The following is a 16,541-nucleotide window of genomic DNA, read 5'->3' on the forward strand; positions in this document are numbered from 1 at the left end:
TTTTGAGTTGAAATACAACAACTTTTTATTAATCGACTATAGTATGAATTAGATTATAAACCAAAAATAATTTATAAATTGCTACCTAGGAGAGCGAATGTCGTCAGATCAAAACGATTTTTTATTTTTTGAACAAGACTATGAAGATGATGCAGTAATTGAGCCGACTAAGTTTTGGGATATTTTAATTGTTGATGACGAACCTGAGATCCACTCTGTAACAAAGTTAGCTTTGTCTGGGGTTGAGTTTTTGGGGGCAGGCTTGCGATTTCATGATGCCTATTCGGGAGCTGAAGCAATAGAGATTTTAGCTAAAAATAACAATATTTCAGTTATTTTTTTAGACGTTATTATGGAAACTGACGATGCTGGCTTGCAGGTTGTAAAAAGGGTGCGTGACGAATTAAATAATCAACATGTAAGAATTATTTTAAGAACAGGGCAAGCTGGTAATATACCAGAAGAAAAAGTAATACGTGAATACGATATAAATGATTATAAAACTAAAACAGAACTCACTCGCTCTAAATTAGTAACATCGCTCATAACCGCTATTCGCTCTTACGAGCAGGTATGCCAGCTTGAATATCAAAGTGATGCAATGAACACGATTGTTTCTGCATCAAAGTCTATTTTAGGGCTTACTGATATTAAGCAACTATGCAAAGAAATCATCAAGCACATGAGTATTATTTTAAAGTGTTCACCTCGAGGGCTTGTGTGCAGCAAATTAGACGGCGATGACTTTATTCAAGTATTAGGTGGTTGTGGGCATTACGAAAACTACTTTGGTGAAAAATTAATTAATGTTGATAGCAAAGTATTTAAACAAGTTGAGTCGTGTTTTGATTTATCAAAGCATCAACATACAGACTCAAGTGCAACATTTGTATTAAAAAGTAAGCATAGAAAAGCGGCTTTATATATAGAATGTGACCATGTTCCTTTGCAAGCACAATTGCAGTTCGCTGAAATCTTCTTAACAAATGTGAGTGTTGCCCTGGATAATATAAGGCTGTTTGTAAAGTTAAGAGATGCAGCTTATAAAGATGTGCTTACAGGTATTTCAAATCGTACCAATTTTATTGAACGGGTAGAGCGTTATCAAAAGCCGCACGTGAATGATTATGTATTTGTACTACTTGATATAGTTAATTTTGCAGATATTAATAATGGCTTAGGGCAAGAGGTCGGCAATAAAGTATTAATTGGCATTGTGCAAAGGTTAAAAGAAAACTACCCAACAGCTAAGTTACTATCTCGTATTGGTGCTGATGTTTTTGGTTTTATTATTCGCCGTGATGAACTCGACTTAAAAAAATTGAATGAGCAGTTAGGTGTTCCATTTTGCGCAGAAGAGCATACATTGCCTATCGATTTTAGATTGGGTTTATGCCAACAGCAAGACTTTCAAAGTAGCGGGATTGATACACTTAAAGTTGCTTATATTGCACTTAATCAAGCTAAAAAAACAAAACACAAAGAGGGAATTTATTACAGTGTAGACATGCAAGATAAAATGGCTTGGCGCATAGGAATTATTAGGCAATTACGCCATGATTTTGCTCGAAACAAGTTAGAGGTATGGTACCAACCTCAACTTTCATTAGGAGACTTGTCTTTAATTGGGTGTGAGGCATTACTTAGGTGGCCCACCGGTAATGGATCATATATATCGCCAGCGGTATTTGTTCCACTTGCAGAAGATGCGGGCTTGATTGTTGATATAGGGCAGTGGGTTTTAGAGCAAGCTTGCCAACAACAAAAGCGCCTAGAAAATATGGGCACCGAAATATGTATTGCTGTTAATGTGTCTGTTCCGCAGTTTAAGGTAAAAGGCTATGCGCAAAACGTTAAAAATACATTATTAAAATATGGTGTTAAGCCAAAAAATATAGAATTAGAAGTCACTGAAAGCGTAGTAATGGATGAACTCGAAACTGTTATTAACACACTTAGAGAGCTTCAAGAGTTAGGGATGGAGGTTGCTATTGATGACTTTGGGACTGGCTTTTCATCGCTTAGTTATATACAAAGTTTACCCTTGGATAGGTTGAAAATAGATCGTGCATTTATTAAGGATCTGCCAAATGATGACACTGGCGCTATTGCTGCCTTAGTTATTTCTCTTGGTGCTAAGTTGGGTTTAAAAACGATTGCTGAAGGCGTTGAAACACAAGAACAAGCTCAGTTCTTAAAAAACTTAGGCTGTGATGAGGTACAAGGTTTTATGTATGCTAAACCCATGCCTGAGCATGAATTGATAGAATTTATAAATAAACGCTAAAAAAGATTAACTTATTATTTAAGCTAATGAACGATTTAGAATTTAAAGCGCGATATGCTTTGACTACTTTGTATATATAAAGAATTTAGTAGGGTATAATTCGCGCCTTTTGTTATTCTACGGCCACAATTATGAGCACACTCAAAGCTAAGCGCGCCTTATTTTCATACCCGAAATACTGGGCTGAATGTTATGGCACCGCGCCATTTTTACCAACTACACGTGAAGAAATGGATGCACTTGGCTGGGATAGCTGCGACATAATAATAATTAGTGGCGATGCGTATGTTGACCATCCTAGTTTTGGTATGGCTGTAATTGGCCGTGTACTTGAAGCGCAAGGCTTTAGAGTGGGGATTATTGCCCAACCTGCATGGGACTCTAAAGATGCATTTATGGAGCTCGGCAGACCGAATTTATTTTTTGGTGTAACAGCCGGCAACATGGATTCGATGATCAACCGCTATACAGCGGAAAAACGCATGCGCCACGATGATGCTTACACGCCTAACAACGTTGGCGGTAAGCGCCCAGATCGCGCCGTGATGATTTACTCGCAAAAATGCCGTGAAGCATACAAAGGTATCCCAATTGTTATTGGCGGTATTGAAGCCAGCCTTCGCCGTATTGCTCATTACGACTATTGGCAGGAAAAAGTACGTCGTAGTATTTTGTTTGATGCAAAAGCCGATATTTTAATTTACGGTAACGCAGAGCGCCCGCTAGTTGAAGTTGCACACCGTATTGCGGCGGGTGAAACGATGGATACGATTCAGGATATTCGCGGCACGGCTGTTATTCGAAAAGAGCCTCTACCTGGTTGGCGTGGCAGTGATTCTACCGCTATTGATAAAATTGGTAAAATAGACCCTATTCCAAACCCATATGGCGCGGATGATGTTGGCTGTAGTAAATCTGAATTTAAACAAGCGGGTATTGATTTAAAAGCAGAAGCGGCAAAACCAATCATGGTTCAGCCTGCACGTCCTAAGCCGTGGGAAAAAACCTATGTTAAGTTACCTGCTTATGAGCAAGTAAGTGTTAACAAACCTTTATACGCCCATGCCTCGCGAATTTTACATCAAGAAACAAACCCTGGTTGTGCAAGAGCGCTTTACCAACGACATGGCGATCGCTCTATTTGGGTAAACCCGCCAGCATATCCATTAGAAACACATGAAATGGATGCTGTATTTGGTTTGCCGTATCAGCGTATTCCTCACCCAAGTTATGGTGATGCTAAAATACCTGCTTACGATATGATTAAAACGTCAGTTAATATTATGCGTGGCTGTTTTGGTGGCTGTTCGTTTTGCTCAATTACAGAGCATGAGGGGCGCATTATTCAAAGTCGTTCGCAAGAATCTATTATTGAAGAAATTGAACAAATTAGAGATAAAGTTCCCGGCTTTACTGGTGTTATTTCTGATTTAGGTGGCCCAACGGCGAATATGTATAAGCTGCGCTGTACTAGTAAAAAGGCCGAGAGTACCTGTAGACGCTTATCATGTGTGTATCCAGATATTTGTAAACACATGGATACAGATCATACGCCAACAATAGATTTGTATAAAAAAGCACGTGAAGTTAAGGGTATTAAAAAGGTATTGATTGCTTCAGGTGTACGTTACGATTTAGCTGTACGCGACCCGCGTTACGTTAAAGAATTAGTAACGCACCATGTAGGCGGTTACTTAAAAATAGCGCCAGAGCATACAGAGGATGGTCCATTATCAAAAATGATGAAACCAGGTATGGGAGCGTACGATCAATTTAAAGAACTATTTGATAAGTACTCTAAAGAAGCTGGTAAAAAGCAGTATTTAATTCCTTACTTTATATCTGCTCACCCAGGTACAAAAGATGAAGACATGGTAAACATGGCTTTATGGCTTAAATCAAACGACTTTAAGCTTGATCAGGTACAAAATTTTTACCCATCACCTATGGCTAATGCGACGACTATTTACCATACAGAGATGAACTCTTTGCGTAATATAAAAAACAACTCAGAAGTTGTTCCTGTACCTAAAGGCGCACGCCAACGTAGATTACATAAAGCTATTTTACGCTACCACGATGCAGCTGGTTGGCCAATGATACGTGAAGCTCTACGTAAAATGGGTAAAGCTAATTTAATTGGTAAAGGGCCTAACTGTTTAGTGCCAGAAGAAGGGCGCGATGAAAAAGCAGGTAAAGGTGGTAAAAAAAGTGGGCGTCCGGCACTAACGCGACATACTGGTTTTAGCCAATTTAAAAAGGCAAACACTAAGCCAAAAGTAGGCGGTAATCGTCAAAGTACACGTTAGTAATTTTATTTGCTAATAGATAAGGCTAATTGCGGTACGCGCTTTTTCATACGCAAATTAAGTAAGCCTTGCTCTTTATTATCTATATTATTGTAGGTGATAAAGAGTGAGGTTTTAGAGCCCCTCTCTTTAGATATCCTGTGCTAAGTTTAGCTTTTTTTTAAAGCATTGATGATAACCACAAACGCAATTTAAGTGACCATAACGGCTGAATGCCGGTGAGTCCTTGCGTCATTTTATTATCTTTTAAGATTATATAAGATGGCGTGACTTGTCCCTGCCAATCGGAAAATATCTCCCCGTGTTGATCGTTAACAGTACTGAAGCTGTAGCCTTGCTCATTTAAATAATCATGCAGCTCTTGATCAGAGCCTGATTTTATCGCGATGCTCACGACGGGGTATTTATTCTCGTTTGCGAGTTCGTTTATGGCAGGGGAGGTAATACTACAAATTGGACACCAAGTTCCCCAAAAATACACAAGCGTGGGTTTATCTTGGCTCATTGCTGCTAAATTAATGTTTTGCCCTTCATAGTCGATTAATTGTAATTGAGGATTTGCTGGCATGACAGGTTGCCGCCACCAATTGACGGCGGTATAAATGACGAAAAATATAGAGCTATATACCAGTACACTTTTTAATATGGATACGCTTTTTTGTTTTAGCGTTTTTTTAGGTATGTCATTTTTATGTTTGGTATCCGTTGCCATAGCTACTGATTTACCCTAAGTATTTTTTTGCTTTAGTTCTTTACATTTAAAGCGTTTAATTTATATCAGCAACCATGTAGCAGTACCTAAAAAGGCGAATATACCAACAATATCAGTCACCGTGGTTAGCACCACACTCCCTGCAAGAGCAGGGTCTATATTCATTCTTTTAAGAATTATTGGAATACTTGCACCAGCAACACCTGCCACCACTAAGTTCATAAACATAGCGAAGGCGAGTACGCCACCAAGCATAAAATCCCATTGCCATAGCGCAATAACACCCGCAATTAATAGTGACCACAAAATACCGTTTAGCGCGCCAATGGCCAGTTCTTTCATCATCAAGAAACGTTGGTTTGTTTGGTTTATATGACCTACAGCAATACCACGGATAACAAGCGTTAATGATTGGCTACCAGCAACACCACCCATAGAAGGGACAATACCGTTAAGCACAGCCAAAATAGGGAGCACATCTAAAGTGCCTTCAAAAAAGCTAGCTACAAAAGCAGCTGCAAGTGCGGTTAGTAAATTAACTCCTAGCCAAACTGAGCGTTTTTTAGAGCTTTTTAGTACAGGCGCGAATGTATCCTCTTCATCATCAAGACCGGCTAGGCTTAATAAGCTATGCTCGGCATCTTCTCGGATTACATCAACGATGTCATCGATAGTAACACGACCGAGGAGTTGGTCGTTATCGTCCACCACAGGGGCCGATATCCAATTATGGCGCTCAAATAATTGCGCTACTTCACTTTCATCCATTGAGATTGGGATAGACTCACAATCTTCATCCATTAAATCGCGCACAATTTTTTCTGGCGGATTAGTTAATAATGTACTCAGCGATAAAGCGCCTATAAAGCAGTTATGTTTATCAACAACATATAAATCATCTGTACCCTCTGGTAACTCACCACGCAGTCTAATATAACGAAGTACAACATCGAGTGTTACATCAGGGCGAATGGTCACCGTATCGGTGTTCATTAGCGCACCTGCTGAACGCTCTTGATATGACAGTGCTTGCGTGGCACGTTCACGGTCTTGAATGTCCATCGCGCTAACAACGTCTTTATAGACGGTATCTGGCAGGCTACGTAATACTTCACCTAAGTCATCGTGGCCCATATCTTCAGTTGCGGCGGCAATGTGCTTAGGTTCCATTTGGGCAATAATGCCTAAACGAACATCTTCAGATAATTCTTCAAGAACATCACCCTGCACATCAGGATCGACCAATTGCCAAAGCAGTCGGCGAATTTTATGCGGTGATGATTCTAATAATAATGCGGTATCACAAGGAGCCGTTTTTGCGAGCATGCGCCTAACTTGAACAAATTGACCACTATTGAGTGACTTCGTCACCTGTTTTAGTTGCTGTAGTGGGTAATCTTGTTCAAAAGCTTCAGGCATTGGCGTCCTTTATAAATTGTTATATTACTTTATGGGGGGGGAGGTGAGTTAACTGGCGTTACTAACCTATCTATTTTATATATCTGTTTTAATTGAAGCATTAGTAATGCGAATATTGTTTTTATAAAACAGGTTATTCTTGTTCATTAAAGCGTTGTGCTATTAATTCTCCAACAGCGTGTAAAGCTTGCTCAGAATCAGGGCCTTTACAAACAACTTTAACTTCTTTTCCTTGGCTACTTTCAAGTAACATTAGTGCAAGTACGCTATCGCCTGCTGCTTCTTTGTCATCTTGGAATAATGTGATTGTCGCATCAAATTGTACTGCTAATTGCGCAAGCACAGTAGCTGCTCTGGCGTGCAAGCCTAATTTGTTTTTTATTAAAAAGGTATCTTCACAATGCATAACTTACTCTACCTAAGCTGAACAGGTGATTATTCAGCTATATTATTTTTCTTGCTCGCGATGGCGAATTTTTACATTGGGATGTGTCATTGCAAAACTTTCACCGATAGTTTGCGCTAAATACACAGAGCGATGTTGCCCGCCTGTACACCCAATAGCAATGGTTAAATAACTGCGGTTATTTCGTTCTAAATGCGGTAACCACGTTTGCACAAATGTTTGAATTTGCCATGTGAATTTTTGCACTATGCTGTGATTAGCTAAATAGTCTTTAACCAGTTGATCTAACCCATTTAAAGGCTTCAACTCAGGTTCCCAGTGTGGATTTGGTAAAAAGCGTGCATCAAATACGTAGTCTGCTTCTTTTGGTATACCGTGTTTAAAACCAAATGATTCAAATGTGACAATCAGTTGCTTATCTTTTTTACCTAAAATCTTTTCACGAATAGATTCAGCGAGTTGATGAACACTTAAATCAGTCGTATCTATCATAAAGTCGGCGCGAGTGGTTAATACATCAAGTAATTCTTTTTCTTTTTTGATGGCTAAATCAAGGGGCAACGAGTCTATTGATAGTGGGTGTAATCTGCGTGTTTCAGAAAAGCGTTTGATCAATGTCTGATCGTCGCTATCTAAATAAAACAACGTAGGGTTTGCAAAGCCAGGCAAGTATTCAAGAATATCGTTAAATTCATCTTGTTCTTTAGGGATGTTGCGCACATCTATGCTAACAGCAATTTTATCGTAGCTATCAGATACACTGCGAACTAATGAAGGTAGTAGGTTTACTGGAATATTATCTACGCAATAATAACCTAAATCTTCTACAACGCGCAAAGCAACCGACTTTCCAGAACCAGAACGGCCGCTTATGATAATTAACTCCATTTAACACCCTTTATAAAACTATGATTGATCGACAATAACTTGGTAAAGCTCAGTATCAGATTTTGCACTGCGTAACTGTTTACAAAAATCTTTGTTGTTTAGTTTATCAGCAATGGTTGCTAGAGTCTTTAAGTGCTGCTGGTTATCGCCATCTGGTACGATGAGTGCGACAAAAATATCAACAGGGCGATTATCGATTGCATCAAAGTTTATTGGAGTTTCGCTAACGAGCACTAAAGCCAAAGGCTCTTCTGCACCGCTCATTCTTCCATGAGGAATAGCAATGCCACGCCCTATACCTGTACTACCTAATTTCTCTCTGCTCATTAAAGCATTAAGAATATCTTGTTGCGGTAAATACGGAAGTTTGTCGTGAGCAAGTTCGCTAATGAACTCTAAAATTCTTTTTTTGCTATTAAAAAGGACCGCAGCTTTGCTGCAGTCCTGGCATATAAGTGAACTTAATTTCATCATATTAGTGTCGAGCAAGCTTCTCTTTGTGTTTGATTACTTGGCGATCGAGCTTGTCGATCAACGAGTCAATAGCGGCATACATATCTTGATGTTCTGTAGAGGCAAATAGCTCAGCACCGCTTACGTGTATTGTGGCTTCTGCTTTTTGATTTAACTTTTCTACATCGAGAATGACATGAACATTATTAATATGATCAGAGTGTCTTTCAAGCTTCGCAAATTTAGTATTAATATAGTCTCTTAGTGAATCGGTTAATTCTACGTGACGACCAGTTAAGTTTAGTTGCATAAGCATTACCCTTTTAGTTTAGCGTCTTAAATCAGACTTTTACGCTGATTTGACGGTGGAATAGCAAGAGATTCGCGGTATTTTGCGATTGTACGTCTCGCTACTTTAATTCCTTGCTCAGCCAATATATCCGCTATTTTGCTATCACTCAATGGTTTTGCTGAGTTTTCTGCTGCGATTAATTTTCGGATAAGCGCACGTATTGCTGTAGATGAACATTCACCACCGTTTTCAGTACTTACATGGCTTGAGAAAAAATATTTAAGCTCAAATATACCACGGGGTGTATGCATGTACTTTTGAGTAGTCACACGCGAAATTGTCGATTCGTGCATTTCTACCATTTCAGCGACATCATTTAAAACCATTGGTTTCATGGCTTCAGGGCCATGTTCAAAAAAGCCTTGTTGTTGCTTAACAATACAATTAGTAACTTTTAATAGCGTGTCGTTTCTACTTTCTAAGCTTTTAATAAACCATTTAGCTTCTTGTAAATGTGAGCGAATAAACTGGCTGTCGCCACTTGATTTTACAGTGCGAGACATTGCCGCGTATTGGCTATTAACACGAATTTTAGGCATGCTATCTGGGTTTAATTCGACAACCCAGCGGCCTTTAATTTTTTTAACTGACACATCAGGAACAACATACTCAGATTCTTCCCTTACAATAGTATCTGCAGGTTTTGGGTTGAGAGTATGTATTAGTGTCATCACTTCTTTAAGCTCTTCTTCTTTAAGCTTAGTTTTTTTCATTAATGTACGATAGTCGCGAGCTGCTAATAGATCAATATGCTCGGTTAAAATCATTTTCGTTTCATTAATGTAAGGTGTTTCTTTATCAAATTGATTAAGCTGAATACACAAACACTCTTGTAAACTACGTGCAGCAATACCAACAGGATCAAACAGTTGGATGCGTTTTAATACCGCTTCAATTTCATCAAGTTCGACTTCGTTATCATCTTCGTTTTCTTGATTAAAGCTTTCTAAAATCTCTTCGCAGCTTAATGTTAAAATACCTGAATCATCGACGGCCTCTACAATCGCAATAGCGATGGCTTCATCGGTAGGGCTAAATGGCGTTAGTTGTAATTGCCACATTAAATACTCATGCAGCGTTTCAGTAGAGGCGCCTTGGTATATTGATTCGTCTTCAGGCATTGGACCTGATGAGGCTGCAGGAGCGGCACTCATGTACTCATCCCAACTGACATCCATAGCCATGTCGTCACTTAGCGTGTCTTTTGCAAGTGCTTCACCAGTATCTTGTTCATATTCGCTCGGAGCATCATCAGCAGATGCGCTAACAGTTATGTCATCGGTATCAGCTTTTTGCTCGTTTTTACCAGCAGCGTCTTCAGAATAGTCTGCCTCTTCAACCTCTAATAGTGGATTACTGTCGAGAGCTTCTTGTATTTCTTGCTGGAGATCCAATGTACTGAGTTGCAACAAACGAATAGCTTGTTGCAGCTGTGGAGTCATTGTAAGTTGCTGGCCCATGCGCAGCTGTAGTGATTGCCTCATGTATCTCTAACAATCCTTTTATGTTGTTATAATTAATACTAGCAGATGCTTAAAGACATGGCGTAAATGTTACAGCCTAAATTGCTCGCCTAAATAAACATCGCGTACTGTTTTATCATTTAATACGTGTTCTGGAGTACCTGATGCAATCAGCTCCCCATGAGAAACAATGTAGGCTTTTTCGCAAACATCAAGGGTCTCTCTTACGTTATGGTCGGTAATTAATACTCCAATCCCACGATTTTTAAGATGTTCTATTATTTTCTTTATATCTAATACCGAAATAGGGTCAACACCGGCAAACGGTTCATCCAGTAATATAAATTTAGGATCTGCTGCCAGCGCTCGTGCTATTTCTACACGACGACGTTCTCCACCCGATAATGCCATACCTTGGCTATCACGAATGTGTTGTATGCTAAATTCATCTAATAAGTTATTGAGCGTGTCTTCTCTGGCTTGTTTATTTAGTTCTTTGCGCGTTTCTAAAATGGCCATTAAGTTTTGATAAACAGTCAGCTTTCTAAAAATTGATGACTCTTGCGGTAAGTAGCCTATGCCTAATCTAGCACGACTATGCATAGGTAAAAGAGTAATATCGTTATCATCAATAGATATTTTACCTTTGTCGCTAGGAACAAGCCCTACAATCATATAAAAAGTCGTTGTTTTACCAGCACCGTTAGGGCCAAGTAAGCCAACTATACTGCCAGCTTGTACTTCAAGGCCGACGTTTTTTACAACTTCACGACCTTTATAGCTTTTTGCCAATAGTTCTGCTTTTAATGTGCTCATGGTTGACCTTTATCGCCTTTTTTACTTTTTTTAGTTTCGATCGGTACTAAAATTGTGTGAACGCGGTCAGTTGAGTTTTCATCTTTTTCGGCACTGATGAGCTGCTGCTCTATGTCGTAGGTAATGCTTTTAGCATTTATTTTTTGTCCGGCTTGCGATACTTGTGCATTACCAACAAGCGTTAAAAAACGCTTAGATACATCATAACGTACTTCATCAGCACTGGCGCTCATAGTCGTGCCGTCTGATTGCTTTTCTTCAAAGTGCGCAGGGCTACCTGTGGCAATTAATAATTGTTTATTATCACCAAGTTCATCACGTTTGTGTACTTCTAGGCGATCGGCTGTAATGCGGCGATTACCGTGAATAATCTCAACGTTTTTCTCAAAAATACCCACATTAGCTTTTAATTGACCTTCTTGCTTGTCGGCACTTATTGAAATTTGATTGGCAGCAGGTTGCGTGTTTTGCTCTGCAGCACTACTATTAAACGCTAGTATAAGTGTAGGAATTATAAGTGATTTTAATATTTTATTGGTCATAATATATGGTTCGCGTATGGTTAATTAGTTTTATCACTTCGGTTTTTAAGTCGGCTTCTAGGCCTTTACCGGTGATTTTTAAATTGGGTCCAGTGATAATGACGGGTTGCTCCGAACGCATTGTTAATAACTTTATATCAACCTGAATATTATCAGCATTGATTTTGTCTATCATGGCGTTATCGGTTAAATTTTTGGCAACCACATTACCTTCTAAAATTAATTGTTTATCTTCGTATAATGTTGCTTCGTCTGCATTTATTTGCCACGTTTGTTGTTCGTTATATAAAGTGAAAATGGGTTTTTCGAAAAACGTGAAACCTAATTGCTGGTATAGCTCCATTTTAGCCGCAGTGACTTTGTGGCTAATTTTACCTTGCTCATCATAGGCTGTCTGTTTGAGCTCAATAGCTATGTAATCAGGCTTAGCAACAACTTCAGGCTCAGCCTGAGGCACAATATTTGTTTGTGTAAAATAAGGGTACCAAAGCCAAACCATACAGCTAATGAATAAAACGCTTAATATTATGCGCGCTGCATTCATGAACTAGTGCCTTGTGTAGTCAATGCTTTACCATTTTCAAGCATGAGCAAATCGGTGAGTTCTCTCACAGCACCAAAACCGCCAGGCATTTGCGTTACATAATGTGACAAACGCTTAATAAGCGGGTGGGCATCATTTACTGCAACGGCAAAGCCTACTAACTCCATAACAGGCATGTCAGGACCGTCATCACCAATATAAGCAATTTGTTCATCGCTAAGGTTGAGTTTATCTTTTAATTCTTGATAGGCAATGAGCTTATTTTCTTGGCCTTGATAAATATGCTGTACGGTTAAGCTGCTCATACGTTGTTGTACTATCTGTGAATGACGACCAGTAATAACAGCTACTTCAAAGCCACTGTTTATAAGTGCTTTAATGCCAAAACCATCTTTTGTATTAAATGCTTTTAGCTCTTCACCTTGATTGCCAAGGTAAATACGGCCATCAGAAAATACACCATCAATATCGCATATAAGTAGTTTTACTTTTTTAGCGCGTGCTTTTGCATCATCGCTCAGCGGTTGATAGAGTTCTTCAAATTGCATTTATAACACTCCTGCTTTTAATAGGTCTTGCATATTTAATGCGCCAATAGGTTGGTTTTTCTCATTGACGACGATTAGGCCATTTATACGTTTACGTTCCATAATATTGAGCGCTTCAGCGGCTAAAATATCTTGCGTAGCTGTAGTGCATGACTTAGTCATAACAACATCTATTTGTGTTGTATGAATATCAATTCTTTGTTCTAAAATGCGACGTAAGTCACCATCGGTAAATAACCCTACGAGTTGCTGATTTTCATCAACAATGGCTGTCATACCTAACCCTTTAGCTGACATTTCTATTAGGGCATCTTTAACTGTTTGTGAAACATCAATAATAGGTGTATTTGCGCCGCTGTGCATAACATCTTTTAAAGTAAGTAATAAGCGCTTGCCTAAACTACCACCTGGGTGAGATAGCGCGAAGTCATCAGCTGTAAAGCCGCGAGCTTCTAATAATGCAACTGCCATGGCATCGCCCATCGCAAGCGTTGCAGTGGTACTTGATGTAGGGGCTAGGCCCAATGAACAAGCTTCTTTTTCTACTTTAATGCACACATGTACATTAGCAAGGGTTGCCATGGTTGATTGCGTATTGCCAGTCATCGCTATCATTTTGGCACCAAGTCGTTTTAAAACCGGAATGATATTTAAAACTTCGCTGGTTTCCCCTGAATTAGAAATAAGCATAACCACGTCATTTTTAGTGATCATACCTAAATCACCATGACTTGCTTCACCAGGATGAACAAAAAACGCAGGGCTGCCAGTACTTGCAAGGGTTGCCGCTATTTTATTGCCAATATGGCCTGATTTTCCCATGCCAATAACAATAATACGGCCTTCACAGTCGTACATTAATTGGCACGCGTTATGAAAATTTTCATCTACATATTGTGCAATATCACTAAGTGCTTGGCGCTCAACATCTAAAACGCGAAGGCCTTGTTCAATAAAGTTTAGCGTTGCCATCATTTACCCTACTTGACTAAAAATATACCCTTGGTAACCCAAAAACGCTATTAGCAATAAGCCGCCTTCTACCCTATTGATACGCTGGGTGCCTCTAAAGTTCAATGACATAATAATAAGAGCAAGTGTTGCACCAATCATAATTAATATATCTCGGCTTACTAACGATGGATCAATTGCTGAAGGATTAATAATACCTGCTAGAGGTAATACAGCTAAAATATTAAATATGTTTGAGCCAACGATATTACCTAGTGCTAAATCATCTTCATTTTTAAGTACACCTGCAACCGAGGCGGCAAGTTCAGGCAAGCTAGTACCAATGGCAATAATTGTTAAACCAATGACTAAGTCGCTTAAGCCGAAGTATTTAGCAATATCAACAGCTGAGCCGATTAAAAAATGAGAACTAACCGGCAAGAGTATCATGCCGACAATTAACCAAAATACCGCTTTTTTAGTAGGTACATCGTTTGGTACATCGTCGCAGGCTTCTGAGACAAATGGGTCATCTTGGTTTTTTGCACGCATAGATACAATGATTAACCCACCGATGAATACGATGAAGCCAACTAAAAGCGCAACACCTTCACTAAATGAAAAGTAGTTATCTGAGAACACATACCAAGTAGCTAAAGATACGAGCATCACTAATGGCATTTCACGTTTTAACGTACTAGATGAAACTGAAAGAGGGCGAAATAGAGCAGTGATACCTAACACAAGTAAAATGTTTGTAATATTAGAGCCAACAGCATTGCCAACGGCTGTGTCGGTTTTGTTAGCTAAAGCGGCAGAGGCTGAAACCATCATTTCAGGGGCTGAAGAGCCCATGGCTACAACGGTCAAACCAACAATAAGTGTAGGTACACCAAAGTTTTTAGCAAGAGCCGCAGCCCCATAAACAAACCTATCGGCACTCCAAACAAGAGCTGCAAAACCAAGAATTAAAATAACAAACGAGGTAACCATTGTGTTAAGCCAGTTATACAAAATACGGATGGCGCGAATAGTAACAAAAGCCAAGATGAAAGTATAAATAAAAGAGTAAGGTCAACTAGGTAACAATGCTGCTTTTAAACAGCTAATTTAAAAATTTAAGCCGGGGTTAAGCTGTTTTAAGCGAGTCTTATAATCCTTTTCATGGGTGTATTACAAAATCTTACGAATTGTTTTTTCCATCTTTGACAAAAAAGCTTTAAAATAGGGGCACTAGTGAACATTTTTATGGAGAGCGACTTGTCGCAATCAATAGTAGAAGTCAAGGATGTTAGCTTTTCGAGAGGCAATAGAACCATATATAAAAATATGAGTTTTAGCGTTCCTAAAGGTAAAATTACTGCGATTATGGGGCCAAGCGGAATTGGCAAAACCACTATGTTGCGTTTAATTGGTGGTCAGCTTAAACCAGATTCAGGTGATATTTTATTTGAAGGTGGCAGCATTCCTAAAATGTCTCGTAAAGAGTTATACGAAGCACGTACTAAAATGAGTATGCTTTTTCAAAGTGGTGCGTTGTTTACTGATATGTCGGTATTTGACAATATCGCGTTTCCTATAAGAGAGCACACAAAGCTAAGTGAAGACCTGATTCGATTAGTTGTGTTAATGAAATTGCAAGCGGTTGGACTACGTGGCGCTAAAGATTTAATGCCATCTGAGTTATCCGGCGGTATGGCAAGGCGTGCTGCACTTGCACGCGCTATAGCACTTGATCCAGAGCTAATCATGTACGATGAACCATTTGCAGGACAAGATCCTATTTCGATGGGCGTATTGGTTAAGCTAATTAAATCGCTTAACGAAGTATTAGGTTTATCGTCTTTAATCGTGACGCACGATGTAACAGAGGTAATGAGTATTGCCGAACACGTTATAATTATCGCCGATCAAGGGGTAATTGGTTCTGGTACTCCAGATGAAATGCGTAATCATGAATCTCCTTTAGTTCAACAGTTTTTAAAAGGCTTGTCGGATGGTCCTGTACCATTTCATTTTCCGGCTCAGGCTTATGCAGACGAACTACTTGGAGAAAAAGCATAATGTTGGATTTATTTCAAAAGCTAGGACATAAAACGCTAGGACGCTTTGCGGCCCTTGGTCGTTCTGCTTATATGCTGTTTAGTGCATTAGCGCATGTTCCTAATTTTAAAAAAGGCACACCGTTACTTGTTCGCCAGCTCTATATGGTTGGTTCGCAATCGTTACTCATTATTATGGTGTCGGGTTTGTTTATCGGTATGGTGTTGGCTTTACAAGGTTACACCGTATTGGTTGGTTATGGCGCTGAAGATAGTTTAGGGCCGTTAGTGGCACTGAGTTTATTGCGAGAGTTGGGCCCGGTTGTTACTGCATTACTATTTGCAGGACGTGCAGGTAGCGCTTTGACCGCTGAAATTGGCTTAATGAAAGCAACAGAGCAACTTTCATCACTTGAGATGATGGCAATCGATCCGCTAAAACGTATTATTGCACCGCGCTTTTGGGCGGGTTTTATAAGCATGCCATTGCTTGCATTGATATTTTCAGCTGTAGCAATTATAGGCGCTCATTTAGTGGGTGTAGATTGGCTGGGTGTTGATACAGGTAGTTTTTGGTCAATCATGCAATCGCAAGTGTCGTTTCAGCAAGACATACTAAACGGTATTATTAAGAGTTTTGTATTTGCCATAGTGGTGACCTGGATTGCGCTTTATAAAGGATATGACTGTGTGCCGACCTCAGAAGGGATCAGCAAAGCAACCACCGAAACGGTTGTTCATTCGTCATTAGCAGTTTTAGGTTTTGACTTTATTTTGACAGCGGTAATGTTTACCAGCTAATAGGGTAT

At 39.4% G+C, this 16,541-nt stretch carries 17 protein-coding genes; 4 read left to right on the forward strand and 13 right to left on the reverse strand.

Annotated features, from left to right (window positions below; all coding sequences use genetic code 11):
- The first annotated feature begins 97 nt into the window (after positions 1 to 97).
- Both H5115_RS06745 and H5115_RS06750 read left to right on the forward strand, forming a co-directional pair.
- Positions 98 to 2,287 carry an EAL domain-containing protein gene (locus H5115_RS06745; RefSeq protein ID WP_182754429.1) on the forward strand — a complete coding sequence of 730 codons (2,190 nt, stop codon included), beginning with the start codon at positions 98 to 100 and terminating at the stop codon, positions 2,285 to 2,287.
- Between the two features lie 131 nt (positions 2,288 to 2,418).
- On the forward strand, positions 2,419 to 4,596 hold the full coding sequence (locus tag H5115_RS06750) for a YgiQ family radical SAM protein (RefSeq protein WP_149602129.1): 2,178 nt from the start codon (positions 2,419 to 2,421) through the stop codon (positions 4,594 to 4,596).
- Between the two features lie 160 nt (positions 4,597 to 4,756).
- Here H5115_RS06750 and H5115_RS06755 read toward each other — a convergent pair whose 3' ends face one another.
- From H5115_RS06755 to H5115_RS06815, 13 genes are all read right to left on the reverse strand, one after another.
- Positions 4,757 to 5,164, reverse strand: coding sequence for a protein disulfide oxidoreductase (locus tag H5115_RS06755; protein WP_259395015.1), 408 nt, complete (start codon positions 5,162 to 5,164; stop codon positions 4,757 to 4,759).
- Between the two features lie 204 nt (positions 5,165 to 5,368).
- A complete protein-coding gene (gene mgtE, locus H5115_RS06760; RefSeq protein ID WP_002957935.1) occupies positions 5,369 to 6,727 on the reverse strand; it encodes a magnesium transporter in 1,359 nt (452 codons plus the stop codon).
- Between the two features lie 133 nt (positions 6,728 to 6,860).
- On the reverse strand, positions 6,861 to 7,133 hold the full coding sequence (locus H5115_RS06765; protein WP_002957937.1) for an HPr family phosphocarrier protein: 273 nt from the start codon (positions 7,131 to 7,133) through the stop codon (positions 6,861 to 6,863).
- A gap of 42 nt (positions 7,134 to 7,175) precedes the next feature.
- Positions 7,176 to 8,021 carry an RNase adapter RapZ gene (gene rapZ / locus H5115_RS06770; protein WP_182754431.1) on the reverse strand — a complete coding sequence of 282 codons (846 nt, stop codon included), beginning with the start codon at positions 8,019 to 8,021 and terminating at the stop codon, positions 7,176 to 7,178.
- Positions 8,022 to 8,039: 18 nt separating this feature from the next.
- A complete protein-coding gene (gene ptsN / locus H5115_RS06775) occupies positions 8,040 to 8,492 on the reverse strand; it encodes a PTS IIA-like nitrogen regulatory protein PtsN (RefSeq protein ID WP_024595797.1) in 453 nt (150 codons plus the stop codon).
- Between the two features lie 4 nt (positions 8,493 to 8,496).
- Positions 8,497 to 8,784, reverse strand: a complete 288-nt coding sequence (gene hpf, locus H5115_RS06780; protein ID WP_007580301.1) for a ribosome hibernation promoting factor — start codon at positions 8,782 to 8,784, stop codon at positions 8,497 to 8,499.
- A 26-nt stretch (positions 8,785 to 8,810) separates the two neighbouring features.
- A complete protein-coding gene (locus H5115_RS06785) occupies positions 8,811 to 10,310 on the reverse strand; it encodes an RNA polymerase factor sigma-54 (protein ID WP_182754433.1) in 1,500 nt (499 codons plus the stop codon).
- A gap of 69 nt (positions 10,311 to 10,379) precedes the next feature.
- Positions 10,380 to 11,105, reverse strand: a complete 726-nt coding sequence (gene lptB / locus H5115_RS06790) for an LPS export ABC transporter ATP-binding protein (RefSeq protein WP_002957942.1) — start codon at positions 11,103 to 11,105, stop codon at positions 10,380 to 10,382.
- Complete coding sequence (lptA, locus tag H5115_RS06795; RefSeq protein ID WP_002957943.1) at positions 11,102 to 11,647, reverse strand: lipopolysaccharide transport periplasmic protein LptA; 546 nt, start codon at positions 11,645 to 11,647, stop codon at positions 11,102 to 11,104. Before lptA ends, lptB begins: the two co-directional genes overlap by 4 nt.
- A complete protein-coding gene (gene lptC, locus H5115_RS06800) occupies positions 11,637 to 12,191 on the reverse strand; it encodes an LPS export ABC transporter periplasmic protein LptC (protein WP_002957944.1) in 555 nt (184 codons plus the stop codon). Before lptC ends, lptA begins: the two co-directional genes overlap by 11 nt.
- Complete coding sequence (gene kdsC / locus H5115_RS06805; protein WP_007580311.1) at positions 12,188 to 12,739, reverse strand: 3-deoxy-manno-octulosonate-8-phosphatase KdsC; 552 nt, start codon at positions 12,737 to 12,739, stop codon at positions 12,188 to 12,190. Before kdsC ends, lptC begins: the two co-directional genes overlap by 4 nt.
- Positions 12,740 to 13,711, reverse strand: coding sequence for a KpsF/GutQ family sugar-phosphate isomerase (locus tag H5115_RS06810; protein ID WP_002957946.1), 972 nt, complete (start codon positions 13,709 to 13,711; stop codon positions 12,740 to 12,742). It lies immediately after the preceding gene.
- 3 nt (positions 13,712 to 13,714) lie between these two features.
- Entirely contained in the window at positions 13,715 to 14,683 is a 969-nt protein-coding gene (locus H5115_RS06815; protein ID WP_002957947.1) for a calcium/sodium antiporter, read from the reverse strand.
- A gap of 255 nt (positions 14,684 to 14,938) precedes the next feature.
- Here H5115_RS06815 and H5115_RS06820 point away from each other — a divergent pair, with 255 nt between their 5' ends.
- Both H5115_RS06820 and mlaE read left to right on the forward strand, forming a co-directional pair.
- A complete protein-coding gene (locus tag H5115_RS06820) occupies positions 14,939 to 15,754 on the forward strand; it encodes an ATP-binding cassette domain-containing protein (protein WP_080945050.1) in 816 nt (271 codons plus the stop codon).
- Complete coding sequence (gene mlaE / locus H5115_RS06825; protein ID WP_002957949.1) at positions 15,754 to 16,533, forward strand: lipid asymmetry maintenance ABC transporter permease subunit MlaE; 780 nt, start codon at positions 15,754 to 15,756, stop codon at positions 16,531 to 16,533. The genes H5115_RS06820 and mlaE overlap by 1 nt, the downstream gene beginning before the upstream one ends.
- Positions 16,534 to 16,541 lie beyond the last annotated feature (8 nt).

This window comes from Pseudoalteromonas sp. SR44-2, from assembly GCF_014163745.1.
GTDB classification, from domain to species: Bacteria; Pseudomonadota; Gammaproteobacteria; order Enterobacterales; family Alteromonadaceae; genus Pseudoalteromonas; species Pseudoalteromonas distincta.